15 protein-coding genes and 1 pseudogene (1 of these 16 cut by a window edge) are annotated in these 15638 nt (G+C 39.3%); 7 read left to right on the top strand and 9 right to left on the bottom strand.

What is annotated here, in order from left to right; translation table 11 throughout:
- Window positions 1-1505, top strand: partial view of a M23 family metallopeptidase gene (locus LBE40_RS00485; protein ID WP_004857501.1) — the 3' portion only. Its footprint begins 487 nt before the window's first position; the window shows 1505 of its 1992 coding nt (coding positions 488-1992); its start codon lies off the left edge, out of view; it ends in the stop codon at window positions 1503-1505.
- Between the two features lie 981 nt (window positions 1506-2486).
- Here LBE40_RS00485 and LBE40_RS00480 read toward each other — a convergent pair.
- The 3 genes from LBE40_RS00480 to LBE40_RS00470 all read right to left on the bottom strand — a co-directional run bounded on the left by LBE40_RS00480 (window position 2487) and on the right by LBE40_RS00470 (window position 4909).
- Window positions 2487-3917, bottom strand: a complete 1431-nt coding sequence (locus tag LBE40_RS00480) for a sensor histidine kinase (protein ID WP_004857508.1) — start codon at window positions 3915-3917, stop codon at window positions 2487-2489.
- A gap of 226 nt (window positions 3918-4143) precedes the next feature.
- Window positions 4144-4698: an RNA polymerase sigma factor gene (locus LBE40_RS00475; protein WP_004857510.1), complete on the bottom strand. Its 555-nt coding sequence runs from the start codon at window positions 4696-4698 to the stop codon at window positions 4144-4146.
- A gap of 7 nt (window positions 4699-4705) precedes the next feature.
- Entirely contained in the window at window positions 4706-4909 is a 204-nt protein-coding gene (locus tag LBE40_RS00470) for a NepR family anti-sigma factor (protein ID WP_004857512.1), read from the bottom strand.
- A 168-nt stretch (window positions 4910-5077) separates the two neighbouring features.
- Here LBE40_RS00470 and LBE40_RS00465 point away from each other — a divergent pair, with 168 nt between their 5' ends.
- The 5 genes and pseudogenes from LBE40_RS00465 to LBE40_RS00445 all read left to right on the top strand — a co-directional run bounded on the left by LBE40_RS00465 (window position 5078) and on the right by LBE40_RS00445 (window position 8281).
- The gene (locus tag LBE40_RS00465) at window positions 5078-5872 is read left to right on the top strand and encodes a response regulator (RefSeq protein WP_004857514.1); all 795 of its coding nucleotides are present in this window, start codon (window positions 5078-5080) and stop codon (window positions 5870-5872) included.
- Window positions 5873-5892: 20 nt separating this feature from the next.
- Window positions 5893-6906, top strand: a complete 1014-nt coding sequence (locus tag LBE40_RS00460) for a PAS domain-containing sensor histidine kinase (protein WP_004857516.1) — start codon at window positions 5893-5895, stop codon at window positions 6904-6906.
- Window positions 6907-6977: 71 nt separating this feature from the next.
- Window positions 6978-7352 (top strand): hypothetical protein, encoded by a 375-nt coding sequence (locus LBE40_RS00455; protein WP_252615206.1) that lies wholly within the window; start codon window positions 6978-6980, stop codon window positions 7350-7352.
- A 64-nt stretch (window positions 7353-7416) separates the two neighbouring features.
- Window positions 7417-7781 (top strand): annotated as a pseudogene (locus LBE40_RS00450) (hypothetical protein).
- A gap of 50 nt (window positions 7782-7831) precedes the next feature.
- Complete coding sequence (locus LBE40_RS00445; protein WP_004857520.1) at window positions 7832-8281, top strand: hypothetical protein; 450 nt, start codon at window positions 7832-7834, stop codon at window positions 8279-8281.
- A 496-nt stretch (window positions 8282-8777) separates the two neighbouring features.
- Here the strand turns inward: LBE40_RS00445 and LBE40_RS00440 are convergent, their stop codons facing one another.
- Complete coding sequence (locus tag LBE40_RS00440; protein WP_252615205.1) at window positions 8778-9512, bottom strand: DUF4167 domain-containing protein; 735 nt, start codon at window positions 9510-9512, stop codon at window positions 8778-8780.
- A gap of 867 nt (window positions 9513-10379) precedes the next feature.
- Between LBE40_RS00440 and fdhE the strand changes: the two genes are divergently transcribed.
- On the top strand, window positions 10380-11273 hold the full coding sequence (gene fdhE / locus LBE40_RS00435) for a formate dehydrogenase accessory protein FdhE (protein ID WP_004857524.1): 894 nt from the start codon (window positions 10380-10382) through the stop codon (window positions 11271-11273).
- A 577-nt stretch (window positions 11274-11850) separates the two neighbouring features.
- On the opposite strand, the gene LBE40_RS00430 is transcribed toward fdhE, so the two are convergent.
- From LBE40_RS00430 to LBE40_RS00410, 5 genes are all read right to left on the bottom strand, one after another.
- Window positions 11851-12306 carry a hypothetical protein gene (locus LBE40_RS00430; RefSeq protein ID WP_004857529.1) on the bottom strand — a complete coding sequence of 152 codons (456 nt, stop codon included), beginning with the start codon at window positions 12304-12306 and terminating at the stop codon, window positions 11851-11853.
- Window positions 12307-12832: 526 nt separating this feature from the next.
- Window positions 12833-13120, bottom strand: a complete 288-nt coding sequence (locus LBE40_RS00425; RefSeq protein ID WP_004857531.1) for a hypothetical protein — start codon at window positions 13118-13120, stop codon at window positions 12833-12835.
- A gap of 199 nt (window positions 13121-13319) precedes the next feature.
- On the bottom strand, window positions 13320-14054 hold the full coding sequence (locus LBE40_RS00420) for a phage tail protein (RefSeq protein ID WP_004857533.1): 735 nt from the start codon (window positions 14052-14054) through the stop codon (window positions 13320-13322).
- Entirely contained in the window at window positions 14051-15175 is a 1125-nt protein-coding gene (locus LBE40_RS00415; protein ID WP_004857535.1) for a tail fiber domain-containing protein, read from the bottom strand. The genes LBE40_RS00420 and LBE40_RS00415 overlap by 4 nt, the downstream gene beginning before the upstream one ends.
- On the bottom strand, window positions 15172-15630 hold the full coding sequence (locus tag LBE40_RS00410) for a hypothetical protein (protein ID WP_004857537.1): 459 nt from the start codon (window positions 15628-15630) through the stop codon (window positions 15172-15174). Before LBE40_RS00410 ends, LBE40_RS00415 begins: the two co-directional genes overlap by 4 nt.
- Window positions 15631-15638 lie beyond the last annotated feature (8 nt).

The raw sequence follows: 15638 nt of genomic DNA, 5'->3' as shown, positions 1-15638 counted from the left end.
ATTCCGGACATATTTATGGAGCGAAGGTAGAAACAAAAATAATCTTACGAAACCGTAATTTTATCATTGATCAAGAAGACTTTGATGGCGCAGATACCCTAACAGATGGTGAAGTGCAACAAGAATTAAAAAAAGCTGGATTTTCTTTGGAAAAAACCAACGAACTCCTTTCAATCCTCACTCTTATTGACCCTTTAAAATTAGAAGACTTGTCCTCATCCTCGCAATTTACAGATACCCCTGAAGTCCGTATCGTTCAAGAAAATGTAACCGTTTCCCCTCAAAATCATCGCATTGATCTCACGAAAAACTATGCTGAAGATATTATTCCCATTCATAAAAAACAAAAGATAGCCGACGTTTTCAAAGAGACAAACTACACAAAGGAGCAAATTGAACAGGTTGTAAGCAATTTAGTGAAGTTTAACCATTCGGACACACTTAAAGAGGGAAGCCTTTTACGCATTGGTATCATTACACAAGCTGGAGAAGAAGATCATCTAGTGCGGGCAAGCATTTATCAAGGGATGTATCATGTTCTCACCATTGCTCTGAATGACAAAGGCCAATTTGTTGAAAGTACAGAACCTCAAATGTCCCATGTGCTTAAAACGGCTTTTCAGAATGGTATTCCGCATTCTTATATCAATACAGCACAATTACCCACAGCTTATGACGCGCTCTATAATTCTCTGCTCAGCCATAATATGTCACAATCTCTCTCTCAACGTCTCATTCGTTTGCTAGCCACCAACATTGATATGAAAAGCCGAATAACACCAACAGATCAGCTTGAAATATTTTATGCCGTGCCACAGCAAAACGATAAAGAAACCCAAAACGGCAAAAAGAACAAGAAAACAAAAAGTCTACCCACCAATGTAGATCCAGAAATTCGTTATATCAGCGCTACCTTCGGTAATACAACGTATAAATATTACCGTTATCAATCAAAAGACGGAAGCGTCGATTATTATGATTCAGAAGGAAAAAGCTCTAAACCTTTCTTGCTCCGCAAACCCACTCCAAATGGCATTTTTGGTTCCCCCTTTGGACCACGCAGACATCCTATTTTAGGCTATGTTCGCATGCATACGGGCGTTGATTGGGTTGCACCAAAAGGCTCGCCTATTATTGCTGTAGGAGATGGTATTGTCACAAGAATTGGCGTAACAGGCGGCTATGGAAACCATACAGAAATTCAACACAGCAATGGATATATCAGCAGTTATTCACACCAGAGCCGCTATGCACCAGACATCAAACTAGGTGCTAAAGTACGTCAAGGACAAGTTATTGGCTATGTTGGAACAACAGGAATGGCAACCGGTCCGCATTGTCATTTTGAAATCATTGTCAATGGTGTAAAAGTTGATCCTATGCGTATCCGTATACCTGACAGTAAGGCTTTAACCAATCAAGACCTCCAAGCATTCATGCACGAAAAAAACAATATTGATTCTTTGTTAAATAGCCCCGCAACATCCTCAGAGAATGCTTCTTAAGAACACACTAAAACTCCTTCAAAGTGCATCAAGAATCAAAATATATGCCCCCCTCTTCGCATTTTTGCGAACAGAAATACCTGTAAAAAACTTATAAAACGAGAAAAAAGTATAGAACTTTCCGTATTCATCTTTATCCAACAGAAATTCTTTTACAATTTCAAAACCATCCAAAAGAGTCTAAATTCTCAAAAATGATAAAATTATACCATCGAATTCTCTCTTGAAGTGATTTCCTGACATGAGAAAGATGAAAAGTCCGCAAAACGATTGATAAAAAACTCCATGTGTTTCTTTAAGTGTGTGCGTCTTTCAACTTCACATAAAATACAAGAAGGAATATAAGAATGAAGCGTTTTTCTAGCCTTATCTGCCTGTTTGCTATATTTTCTCCATCAACGTTTGCTCACGCAAGCAACGCTCGTATAAAATAAAAGAAACTGAAAGCTGGCTTAATGCACATATAGACTATAGTGAATGAGATCTCACCAGTGGTAAGATCCCAAAAGTTATCGCCTCTAAAAAACGTTTTCCGATAATAAGCATATTTAAAATCTTGCTCTGTGATGCAGGAAATCACAAATTTTCGCGGCATCGTGGCAACACTTAGATCAGATGAAAGCCCTCTCACATTTTAGTGATTCACTGAAACAGGAACGCACTTCTTCATTTTTGTTCCGATTGAATTATAGCTCGAGCAAAGAAGATACACGACCAAGAGAGTTACCAATGCGATGGCGAGCATTCTCCAACAGCATTTCAACACATTAACGTTTTTTCTTGACGTGATTGCGCGCTCTTTCCAATTCTCTTTTCATTCTCTCTTTCACACTCACTTCAAAAGCAGCATTTTTTAATGTCATAATTGGAAAATTAAATTCATGAAATATAAATATACAACAACAACGATTGTTACTTTAGCAATTTTTAACTATACAACTTTTGTTCGTGGAGCAGTAAAAGGGGTGTTAAAATCCCCTTTTAAGAAGTAAATGATACTTCCTTTGAACTATTTGTTTGCAATTTTGGCAAAGGAATTGTCACTTTTGTTCCACCCAAAGCAGAAGTTTCAAAAAGTGGTTTTTCACCAAACTGCATACAAAGCTGTTCAACAACCAAACGACCAAGACCTGCTTTTTGCTCTGGAGTTTGGCTCTTCATGCCCACACCATCATCTTCCACAATGAGCATCAATTGTCCATCTTGTTGTGGACCAAATGAAATATAAATATGACCAGTACGTTGATCAGGAAAAGCATGTTTTAAAGAATTTGTCAGCAATTCACCAAGAATAATTCCAAGTGTTGTAGCATCTCTTGAAGACAAGCGACAATCTTTAAAGTTCGTGTGAATAGTAATATTTTCGCGCAATTCAAAAGGTACAGCCAATTCGACATCATGTACGACAGAACTGAGAAACTCTGCCAACAAAGTTGTTTCCATATCATCACACAGGCGCAAACGCCGATGCGCCGTAGAGATTGTCTGGATTCGGTCGCGTGCAGCACCAAGAACAGAACGCACTTCATCATTTTTGCTTCGATTTAATTGTAGCCCAAGCAAAGAAGACACCGTACCTAGAGAATTTCCAATGCGATGGCTTGCATCCTGCAATAACATTTCAACGCGTTGACGCTCTTTCTCGGCGTGGTTGCGTGCTCTTTCCAATTCTTGTGTGCGTTCTTTCACACGCGCTTCAAGGGCAGCATTTTCACTATGAAGCAGCAATTGATACATTTTTAAGGAGCGTATATCACGATGAAAACGATTAATAACAAAATAGGCAGAAATAAAAGTACTCACGACAGAAACAATTGCCGCCAATGTTAAAGCAGCACGCATAAGCGCTATGTCCTCGCGCTGTTTTTGCCGCACCACATCGTCACCATTAATAAAACTTGTCATTAATTGAGCTAAACGCGCCACTTGAATTTTCTGGACTTCAGCCGAATCCGAAGGTTGAGAGAATTGATCAGGAAGTGTGTCAAGAGTATGCATATGGGCAGTCATAAAAACCTTACGCGCTTCAACCTCTTTTTTAAAAGCCGTAAACCATCCATACCATTGCGGATGGGCATAAATAATAAGCTCCGTATAATCGAGAATATCATCAAGCTCACGCGCTGCATGTTCAAAGCGTGCTTTATCTTCTGCCTTTCGAGTTTTTGCATAACTACGGTCAGCGACAGCCATATCAATTAAACTAATGAGCACCAAATCAGCCTGTTCACGCAATTCTGAACTTGTATTCAACTGTGCAACTTCTCGATCAACAGCATTCGAGAGCAGTATAATAAAGGCCGATGCCAAAAGAGCCATAACAAGAGAAACAACAATGGCCACCCAACGCCAGCTTGATATAGCTGAATCAGAAGAAGGTATTTGAGGAAGCAAATTCGTCTTCGTTGTCATAGAATTTCCATCGGCGAACCTGAAATTTGTCATTTTTCAGTACAAAGGAAGGCTGCCTTATGGATCTTAAGATATAAAGCCCGAGAGATATTTTCACACAAGCTTCCCTTATTTTCCTTAAGGTTACACGCCAAACACTCTGAATTTCCTCAGATACTGACTTTACTTTAATAGCTATAACGGGAATAAAAAAAACAAGGCTATCAACTATAATTATTATGCTTTTTTAGCCGTTAAATGAACACAATGTACTTCCAGCGGAATAAGAATCGGGGCCATAATCAGATTCACCATTTACCTTGAGAAGTTCCTGTAAGCGATTACGCGCCCTGCTAACACGGCTTTTAATTGTACCAACAGCACACTCACAAATAGCAGCAGCATCTTCATAAGAAAAACCGGATGCCCCAATGAGAATAATGGCTTCTCTTTGATCAGCAGAAAGCATATTTAAGGCTTTTTTGAAATCTTGCAAATCAAGCGATCCATATTGCGCGGGATGAACAGCCACATTTTTGGTAAACACACCATCAGTATCTTGAACTTCTCTTCCTCTTTTACGCATTTGGCTGTAAAACTCATTGCGCAAAATCGTAAAAAGCCAAGCTTTGAGATTAGTTCCCATTTCAAAACTGTCCTGCTTAGCCCACGCTTTCATAACAGTATCTTGGACCAAATCCTCAGCTTTATCATGCTTGCCACTTAAAGAAACAGCAAAAGCCCTAAGAGCCGGTAGAACCAGTAGGAGTTCCTGTTTAAAGTTTTTTACGCCCTTTGTCATAAAGGATTCAAACCTTTTCCACATTGTTTAAACCAAATTGCTCTGCTTGCTCCAACCTCTCCAAAAGCTCCAGCAAACGCAGCGGAAGTGCTTCTTCCTGAATTTCCATGTAAAACTGGCGTAATTTTCGTGCTATTTCGCTATTGGCCCCAAGGAGATCATCTCCACACGCGAAATGATTGGTGAGATTTTTTTCATCACGGTCGTTCATTTTTTTTCCCCCTAATCCATATAATATCAGTAGCACCGAGAAGAATTTTTCGCCTCATGGTTGTAAATATGGTTGTATGTAAAAAGTTCCATACAAGAAAAGGAACTTTTTCATCTCCTAAAGATTTCAACCAACAAAGTGCTGCAAAGGTCAAAGGAGTTATAGATCATGTCATTATCAACGCGCATAGCACCGCATCTTCCCTATCTTCGGCGTTTTGCCCGCTCTGTCACAGGCAGCCAATCCTCTGGTGATGCTTATGTCTCAGCGATGTTGGAAGCACTTATTGCTGATATTTCCATTTTTCCCCAAGCATCCAGTGACCGCATTGGTACCTATTGGCTTTTTTGCCACCTTTTTGACCAAACCACACCAAACATCCCTGAACCAATGCCACAATTTGGTCTTGAACAAAAAACCAGTGCCAAATTATCGTATTTGACACCGCGTGCACGACAAGCATTTTTATTGATTGCCGTTGAAGGATTTAATGAACAAGAAGCCCGCGAAATTATGAATCTTGATACAAAAGAGTTCCGCAAGCTTCTCAACCAAGCATCGACGGATATTTCTCAACAAATTGCCACTGAAGTGATGATTATTGAAGATGAACCCCTTATTGCGCTGGATATTGAGCAAATGGTAGAAAGCTTGGGACATCAGGTGGTAGGGATAGCACGAACCCGTGATGAAGCTGTCATCATGTATCATAAGGAAAAACCACGGTTAATTTTGGCTGATATTCAATTGGCCGATAACAGCTCGGGCATTGATGCGGTAAATGACATTTTACAAAACGACCATATACCGGTAATCTTTATCACCGCTTTTCCTGAAAGATTACTGACCGGAGAGCGTCCAGAACCTACTTTTTTAGTCACGAAACCCTTTAATCCTGATATGGTGAAAGCACTTATTTCCCAAGCTTTATTTTTTCAAGAGAATGCTTCGAAAGCGGCCTAAAACAGATTAACATCAAAATCATGATTGTTACGCCTCTCCCAAAGCCCTCCATGGATAAATCGCATCTAAGCGCCCTCATGCAAGCGATCCGTGGTGCTGATATTTGTGTTTTATACCAGACAACAAACCTAGTCTATTTATGGGCTGAAAACTTGCCCCAGCATTTGCATAATAAATGGCGAGTGGGGTGCCGTGACAGTGACTTTTTTTCACTTGATCTTGCAGATAATATCGAAACAATCAAATTGCAGGTTCTAGCCACCGGCAAAATGCAAACCATTGAAGCACGGTTTGAAGATATGAGCAAACAAGCGATTTGGTATAAATTTTCTATTGATTGCCACCGTAATGATAACGGAGATATTATCGGTATTATCACCACCGGTGTTGATATTTCAGGATTACGCCGACGTGAGCAAGTGCTGAAAATACTCCTTCGAGAAGTCAGCCACCGCTCTAAAAATCTTCTCGCCATCATTCAAAGTATTGCCAGCCAAACCGCCCGCTACACTGAATCCCTTCAGATTTTCTTACGTAAATTTCAGGGGCGACTCCATTCTCTTTCCCATTCTCAAGACCTCATCACCGATTCCGATTGGCGTGGTGCGCAATTTCGCGAATTGGTTCAATCGCAAACTTTGGGCTATTTAATGAAAGACACAGAACGTTTTTCACTTGAAGGCGTAGATCCTTATCTTTTTCCGAATGCAGCCTTGCATATTGGCTTGGCTTTTCATGAACTCATTGTCAATTCTCTCTCTTTTGGTGCCTTATCACAAGAAAAGGGGAATATCCGTGTACGCTGTGAAATTCAAACAAAAATGAATGGAAAAACGCAACTGCTCATTACTTGGAATGAAAATTTTGCAGCAGAAACTCTTCTTTCTAATGAGAACAAAGCCTGTTTTGGGAGTGCCGTCCTAGAAAAGATTGTTCCCATTTCTGTAAATGGTTCGGCTTCTTTAAAACTGACAGAAAAAGGAATTGTGTATTGCCTGTGTGTTCCTGATACCTATTTTGATACCCTTTTTTAAAAAAGCGGCTAAAATACCGCAAAATGAAAAAGCAAAACACAAACCTCCAAGGATTTTTCTCATAACATCCCTTGCCTAGCACCTCTTGCCCAACACACAAATATTTTTCCGTAAAACCAACCGCTCTGGAACCTAATCCGCTGGAACCTAATCCGCTGGAACCTAATCCGCTGGAACCTAATCCGCTGGAACCTAATCCGCTGGAACCTAATCCGCTGGAACCTAATCCGCTGGAACCTAATCCGCTGGAACCTAATCCGCTGGAACCTAATCCGCTGGAACCTAATCCGCTGGAACCTAATCCGCTGGAACCTAATCCGCTGGAACCTAATCCGCTGGAACCTAATCCGCTGGAACCTAATCCGCTGGAACCTAATCCGCTGGAACCTAATCCGCTGGAACCTAATCCGCTGGAACCTAGAACCTTTAAAAACGTTTATTTGTAAAGAAAAAGCCCTAAGGCTGGCAAATTGGATTTCATGCTGTCAACCTTCATTTTGAAAGTATTTTATGAATACCCTTGTTTTTATCCTCTTATTAGTTTCATGCACAGATGATTTTAACAGCTGCTATTCTAACAATACAATGGTTAAAACTTACCCAACAGCTCAGGCATGTGAACAAGCCATGATACCATCCACCAAAAAGCTTTCCTCTTATGGGCAACAGATTTTTGCCCAATGCACAACTATACACGCAAATTTGCATCAACAAGAAGTAAAGCTGATCTGGTCCGTCACAAACCAAGGAAATTTCCTGCTTACAAGCCAAATCATGAATGATAAGAGATCAGAAATTCACGAAACAAAAGCTCTCCCCCTATCATCCCGACTTCTAGGATTACCCCTATAGACCTCTTGCACAAAAAACCTTAAAAGCATAAACCCATCAGACTCTAAGAAAACAATCAATGCAAGAGGTCAGCATGATGGATAATAAGCAGATTCAAACTTTACAAGACCATCACACAGAGCAATACGCATCACCTCAAGATCACCCCCTAGATCCTGCAGTAGAACGCGTGAGAAAAAAACTTATGCGTTTTATGATTGTTTCCATTTCAATCACGCTTATTCTTATTCTTGCTGTTCTCTTTGCGGTTATATACAAAACAGTAAAAATGGGATCAGCCTCAAAACAAACAAATTCTTTTTCTTCTTATAATAAGAAATCAGAAATTGCGCACCACACACTTTTCTTACCCAAAAACACAGAAATTTTGTCACAAAGCCTTGCCGAAGACAAGATTATGTTAAAGATCTTAACGCCAGAAGGGAAAACAAAATTTATGGTTTACAATTATCACACCGGAGCACTCATCGCTGTTCTTTCTCTTGAAACAACAGAAGAAACACCTGCACCCCAGCCCCGTTAAATAGGCAATACCTTCCAAAAGCACTTAAATCATTTTCTGGTATTAAACATTTTCTTCACAGGCCACCACTCGACGTCGACGCGGTTTTCTCTGTATTTCCTCACACAACGAAAGGCAAAGAGGGGACTTGTTCTGTCATCGCATCTCCATTCTGAGAAGAATCTGACATGGCTCGTGAAAATTCAAGGGATACTTCTTCTGAAGCACGCACAATGTGCCGCCGTTAAACGGAAAATACCTTCCAAAAGCACTTAAATCATTTTCTGGTATTAAACATTTTCTTCACAGGCCACCACTCGACGTCGACGCGGTTTTCTCTGTATTTCCTCACACAACGAAAGGCAAAGAGGGGACTTGTTCTGTCATCGCATCTCCATTCTGAGAAGAATCTGACATGGCTCGTGAAAATTCAAGGGATACTTCTTCTGAAGCACGCACAATGTGCCGCCGTTAAACGGAAAATACCTTCCAAAAGCACTTAAATCATTTTCTGGTATTAAACATTTTCTTCAGAGGCCACCACTCGACGTCGACGCGGTTTTCTCTGTATTTCCTCACCTAACAAAGGCAAAGAGGGAACTTGTTCTGCCACCGCATCTCCATTCTGAGAAGAATCTGACATGGCTCGTGAAAATTCAAGAGATGCCTCTTCTTGAGCACGCACAATGCGCCGCCGTGAAGGCCGACGTGTTTTTTTAACAGGTTCAACATTTTCTTCAGCAGAACATTGCTCTTGGTCACTTTTCTCATACGAAAGAGCATCAGCTTCTAATGCATCTTCGCGCGCATGCCCATTTTGTGCTTTTGCATGTTGACTATGACCATTTTTTTGCGACTGAGTTTGCAGTACATTCGTGTCATCAGTGACAATGTCTTTTTTTTCACCTTCAGCGTTTATTTCACCGTACTCTTGCTCACTGTTTTCATCGCGGCTCTCATCGCGTCGAGCAGGTTGGGGCGTTTGTCCAACCGCTGCCAGAATAATACGCAAGTAGTGTTCGGCATGTTGGAGATAATTCTCTGACATAACACGATCGCCAGCCCCCTGTGCATCACGTGCAAGACTTATGTATTTGTCAGCAATTTGCTGAGCATTTCCACGAATCTTAACATCTGGACCGCTACTTTCATAATTCCGAGACAACGGATTAGGACCGCGACGATTATTATTATTGTTGTTATTACCATTATTATTGCGACCGCGTACCCGTCTATTTTGTTGTGGCCTCATCTTTATCCCTTTTTGGAGTTTATGTGTCTTAATTGACTCTTCTTCATTGCATTATTTTTTGATAACGCTGATCATTTTTTAAAACGGTTATCAGGCTATTGGCTTTTTATTTCACTCAAATGATACCTACTGAAATTTTGATACCTACTGATATTTGATAAAAGCATATATTTTTTGAAAATCACAAAACAGCAGGGAAACTGCAAGCCAAAAATTCCCTATTTCTCTGTTAACAAGCAGAAACCTAGTGATGTTCACATAAAATGCCAAGTGTTTTTTTTCAAATAGACCATATTTTACTAAAAAAATAACTATCTTGTGGAAAAACAGAAAACAAGAACACAAGCAGAATACTTCTAGCAAAAAAATAACTTCTGCCAGACAATAATAGAAGCCCTCTTTTTTGCTCTAAAACCACTGATTCTAAAAATTCCGATATTCTCTGCCCCACACGTACTTAACGCTTAAGCACTTACACCACCCCGAGTTATTAAAAGAACTCATCTCGTGAGCATAACCCTTCTTATGCACTAAAGCAACCACTTTGTAAGTGGACAACCCACTCCCGCTTCACAAAGCCTCTTAGCTGATATAAATAGATTAACATGAAGCATTATTCAAGTCCTATAATCATCAACAGAACAGATTTCTTGCCAAAGAAGGACAATTACATTACAAATTTTAAGTTTAGTTCCATAAAATTTATAAGTAAATCGGATTACTTTTATAACAAATTCAACTAAAATCTAAGTATAAAAGCATCCCAAAATCATAGGCTTAAGAGAAAGAAACAACCAGCATGCCACGCCTTCCCAAAAATCAGGGTCGTTTCAAAAAAAGCCAAAGTCCATGAACAAGAATAGCATAATGAGCTCTCCAATTTTTGTCATACTACCTCATAAAGAAACTTTATTTGTAAAACGAGCACAACGTTTTGCGCATTTAGCTACATCCCATCCCAATAAAGAATCTCTGCTTTTTTCTGCTCATTTTTGTGATGCCCAACAACAATCGACCGAAAAGTTTAAAGATTTTGCTTCTCCTCTTAGTCACTTTGGTGCCACTTCAGACCTTCCTCTTGATCGCTCAAAACTTCTTACTTTGGGCTTTTATGAAAGCATTGTTGAAGATTTTTTGAAACGACTGTCAACTCCAACACTCACTAGTCAAGGATTCTCAGCAAAAAGGCAAGAAGCTTTAAAACATACACAACAGCAGAAAGACCAATGGCGCCTATGGGGAAACAATCTCTTAAACCACAGACTTCCCCAACAACAATTAGCAGAATATCTTTTCATCATCGGCGCATTGCAAATCCTGTATTCTCTTGCCGCTTCAAAGCTTGATGCGCAAAGCTTAACCTCACAACAAAAAAACCTCTGTCCCGCCTGTAGCGGAACCCATACCGCCAACCTCATTATAGAGCAAAAACCACATGGAACCATAAAAGTTTGTTCTTGCCTTTATTGCGGCACTCTATGGCATACCCCATACACCCAATGTACTTTTTGTGAAACAACGCAGAAGATTACCACCCACACAATTGAAAATACTCCCAATGGCATTTTCCCCGATGGCATATTTTTTGAAACTTGTGAAACATGTGGGTTTTATTGCAAACAGCTCAATCACTACCAAAACCCTACGCTGGATGTTTTTGCCGATGACATCGCTACCCCCACAGCTGATTTTCTGCACAAAGCCTCTTCTCATTTTAAGTATAAGAGTTTTAATCCCTTTTTAGCAGAATACAGCAAATAACCAGAGCTTCAAACCAACACAAACTTAACGCTAGAAAAACCTCTATGAACCCCACGGACAACTGAAAAGAAAGGAGCCAAAAAGCAATGACAAAAGGTTTAAAATATGGATTTTACCACAAAGAGATTTAGCAAATACAAAAAAACTCTTGCCACCTCATGCACACTACAATAAGTTTTAGGACGACCTTTTTTATTAAGAATAATACAGCATTTTTATAGTTTATATTGAAGCAATTTTCAGATTAAGAATACACAAGTTTCAATATAAGAAAATGAACGCTCTTCATAACTTACTAAACGAAAATCAAAAATATGTTTTGCCTCCTTCTTTTCACTTCTCAAAAAGCACTATACGCAAACAAGATCCCATGTTTACTTTCTCATCTTTGCGATGCTTTGTAATACCTTTTAAACTGATAGATAGGAAAAAACTTTGCGCGAAGCACCCCCACTATAATTTCAAACTTGTCATTTTAAAAAGGCACAACCTTCATAAAATGAGATACTCTTTGAAAGCTCCACATTTATATCCTTTTGATAAAACTTCGCGTATCTTTAAATTTCTGTGTAAAAATTTAAAAGTGATTGCGCATATTGCCTTTTTTCCCCTCTTTTTCTTTCTCTTTTTCACTCATAAAACAATCCCGTAAGAGAAAATAATTTCCATCCCCCGGTCGCACTATTTTCATACATTTTTTCTTTGTAGTCTCGGAAACCGTGTCCCACATTTCACGAATGGCAAAATAAGCTTCACTTTCCACATTAATACAGCGCTGATAAACTTCCTTTTTCATATCGGGCATAACTGAAGCAGCAATTTCCTTGCAATAGACGCGCATATCAAAGACTGGAATAGTCAATTCTACAGGAACTGGTTGTATTATTGGTTTGTGAGAAAAAAAAGAACTGAAAATTTTGACAACACCAAAACAAAAAACCAACCCACAAAAGAGCAATATACAAATAAAAGCGATCTTGCGATATAATCTTTTAAAATAAGCGTTTTGCCTCGCGCGGATTCTTTTTTCCATAAAGACAGTATCCTTTAATATCCCAAGATAAGCTTTTTCACAGTAAAAAATGAGAGAAGCATGAATATACAAAATACATATTGCAGTCCGCAGGTTACCAATCTTCTTGTATGAAAACACTCATTTTTTCTATATGATGAATATTTTATTCTCTTTGTTGGGTACAATTCTTGTGAGATAAGTTTTTGCATCCACTTTATGAAAAAGAATATAAAGGGATTATCATAAGAGTTTATTGATGTAAAATCCTAGAACAAGAACTATGGTGGATTTTCTAATCGAGGTAAACAAATACTGTTAAATCAACGCTTCCATTTTTGATGATGCCACACCCATGCTTTATAACACCCCTATCACACTTCATAATACCGAAAAATTTTCTCTACCCTAAGCACTATGCGTATCACAACCAATCAAACAAGACAGAAATGCGCTAACTTCCTACTTTTTTGTTTTTGATTAAATAGCAAGATATAGCTGTAACTCTTTACAGAGCTTCATACCATAGAAACACAAATCGAGATGGTTAATCACCCATCGTTTTACTTTTATCCGCTTCTTCAGCGTCTTGTTTGTGTTTCACATCTTCAAGATCTTTGATAATCGTTTTCAATTGTTGTTCTAAAATATCCAAACGCTGTGTAAGTTGGAGAATATTTTGAGTCTGTATTTTATCAAAACATTGGAGATCTTGACGTGTTTGCTTCAACAGAGCATTCAAAGGAGCATGTCCCATTCTTCCACTAGCATAAAGAACCACACGAATATGTTCAGGATCATCAATGTCAGCGATAGAAAAGGGGAAAAGTGCCATTGTATGACCTCATATGTGTTGTAGAATAAAGACAAGCAGATGAATGTTAATGCGCAACACCAGCGCGTTCTGGCACATAATCAACAGATTGTTGAAAATCTTCTGAAAGATTTCATCCAACTGAAGCGCTCAATGTTTGAAAACATTTGATTCAAAAATGCTTTGCGCATTCTTTCAGCTACGCAAAAAGATTCAGCTCTTACACTTTAACAGCATAAACAACTGTCTCATTGGAGTAATGGTGCTTACCTATACCCATTATATTGGTAGAGGAACTTGAATCATGCAAATTAGGCACTTTGAATGTTGAATACCCATCCCCAATTCCCCATGTTGTACCGAGTGCATCAAAAAGGTTTGCATATTCTTCACGCGAATATTCTTTACCATCACACAACAGCCAACCTTCAGGGATTTTTTTCATAGCAAAAGATGCAATGAAACCCGATGGTAAATTTTGAGAAAGGCTCATTGTAGGATTTGTTAAAAACCAACCATCCGCATTCTTTCCAGCAATGTCATAAGTATAGACAATCTCATAAAGACCACCTCTTTGAATTTCTCCCCCCTTTAAAGGCGCTATACCATCCTCTGTTACCTTATAAACGGGTCGCACAAGAAGTTGGTTTAAAGCGACATTTGTTATCCCTTTATTCACCCCTTGCGCTTTAAAGCGCACAACAATACCTTCCCCATAAGATTCAAGAGGAGACTTGGTTGTTAAATGAATAGATGTTCTATTCCTCTCCTCATCAATGGTAAATTGTGCATCAATCACCCCCCCATTATCTAAGAGATACTCTTTGATACGTTGCATCATCACTCGAGAACTATCATTTACTGAACTTGGAGGTTGTCCTTCAGCCCAGTTTATGTTCTCATCGGCATAGGCATTTTCAGATGCAATGAGCGACCAATCATAAATTGAACTCATAGAATATATCCTTTTTGTAAAAAACGAAGACGGGCAAAGAGAGAAGAAAAGAAAGTAGAAATTTTATTTTTAGGCGATGATATTTTTTCCATTTTCAAGCCAATTTTATCATAATTGACATGCAAGAGTTTTGTTTTAGCATGCACATAAACAGCATCGGGATTCAAACGCAGCACCTCTTGAGCAAGAACGCCGCGATAACGTTGTGGATCTCCCTTATAATTAAAGGTATAAAGCGGATAGCCATTTTTTTCACCGACAGGAACAATATTTTCTTTGGCTCTCACATCACAAAGTCCTAGAATTCCTCCTACCAATCCCAGCACTTGCTGTGCATCGCGCAATGGATCTTTTGTAACGGAAGGTATTGTTGTAGACTTTCCTGATTGTGTTCCATAATTTCCAGCAGATTGCGTTCCTACTTGTAACAAGCGTTCTAATCGATTCCACCCTTGATTATCTTGTTCTGACCATTTTTGACGCTGCGCATCCAAAGCATTTTGGCGGTTAGCATCTTGGATTATTCCACCTTTTAAAGCATTGCTTTGCGCGTTACTTTGCCCTTGATAGTAGCTGTTTGCGGCATTCGTCTGATCATATAAGGAACGGTCAATCATCTGATTGGCATTCATCATATTATGAACATCTTGATTATACTGCTGCGCAGTAGCATTTGTTGCCAATGCACCAAGTTCATCGGCGAGCACCCCAGTATGAGCGCCAGATCCATAGCGCCCAGCTCCAGACATAGACTGATTAATAGCATCGGAAGTTTTACTCAAAGCATTTTGCAACGCAGCATTAAACTTACTATTACCTCCAATCCAGTCTCCCTTAGCCATATTGAGGAGATTGGAAGCACTTTGGGTTGGTGCATTAAACCACTGCGTTAATGCTGGATTGTTATACTGACCAGCAGCCTGTTCTAAACCGGTGAGAGCATTTTTTGTCATATCGCTAAGACCAGCAATGCGTTCACCTTGATAAACATTTCCGCCAATACCTTTATTATAAAGATCAAGCGCTTGAGAACTCGCTTGTTTAAAGATATCGGCTGCCCACGCGGGTGGTGCATTTGTTTGTGTTGTTGTTTGCACTTGAGGTGTTTTTTTTCTACTCATGGGTTGAGAACCTTTCTATAATGAATAAGATTACGAGAATATCCGTGATGGGTAAGCATTTTAGCCCATCCAGATCTTCCAAACATATGCAGTTCTTCAGCATTGATTGTCCGCGCCCACTGTTCAACCTTATCAATCAATTTGACCAATTTCAGCCCTCCCTCTCCAGCAAGATCTGAGAGGATGACGCATTTTTTTCCCGTATGGGTTATTTCAACTTTGGTAATCGCAAAAGCACTAAATTGCGTTTTGTTTTTTAAGACCAACCATAATTGTGCTTGTCCTCTTGCCAGTTCTTCAGCAATTGTCGCCAGACAAACATCATCAGGAAAGCGCTTAGCATATTTTTTCAGTGCAATATTGAGAGCATCTTGATAGGGTGCTATTTTTTCCCATGACCACTGATTTGTAAGATGGGCAGAATAAAGATTTTGGCTGTCATGTTGTAGTGTCATGATTTTAG

Source organism: Bartonella taylorii (assembly GCF_023920105.1).
Classification (GTDB): Bacteria; Pseudomonadota; Alphaproteobacteria; order Rhizobiales; family Rhizobiaceae; genus Bartonella; species Bartonella taylorii.
This window is presented reverse-complemented; position numbering and strand designations above follow the sequence as displayed.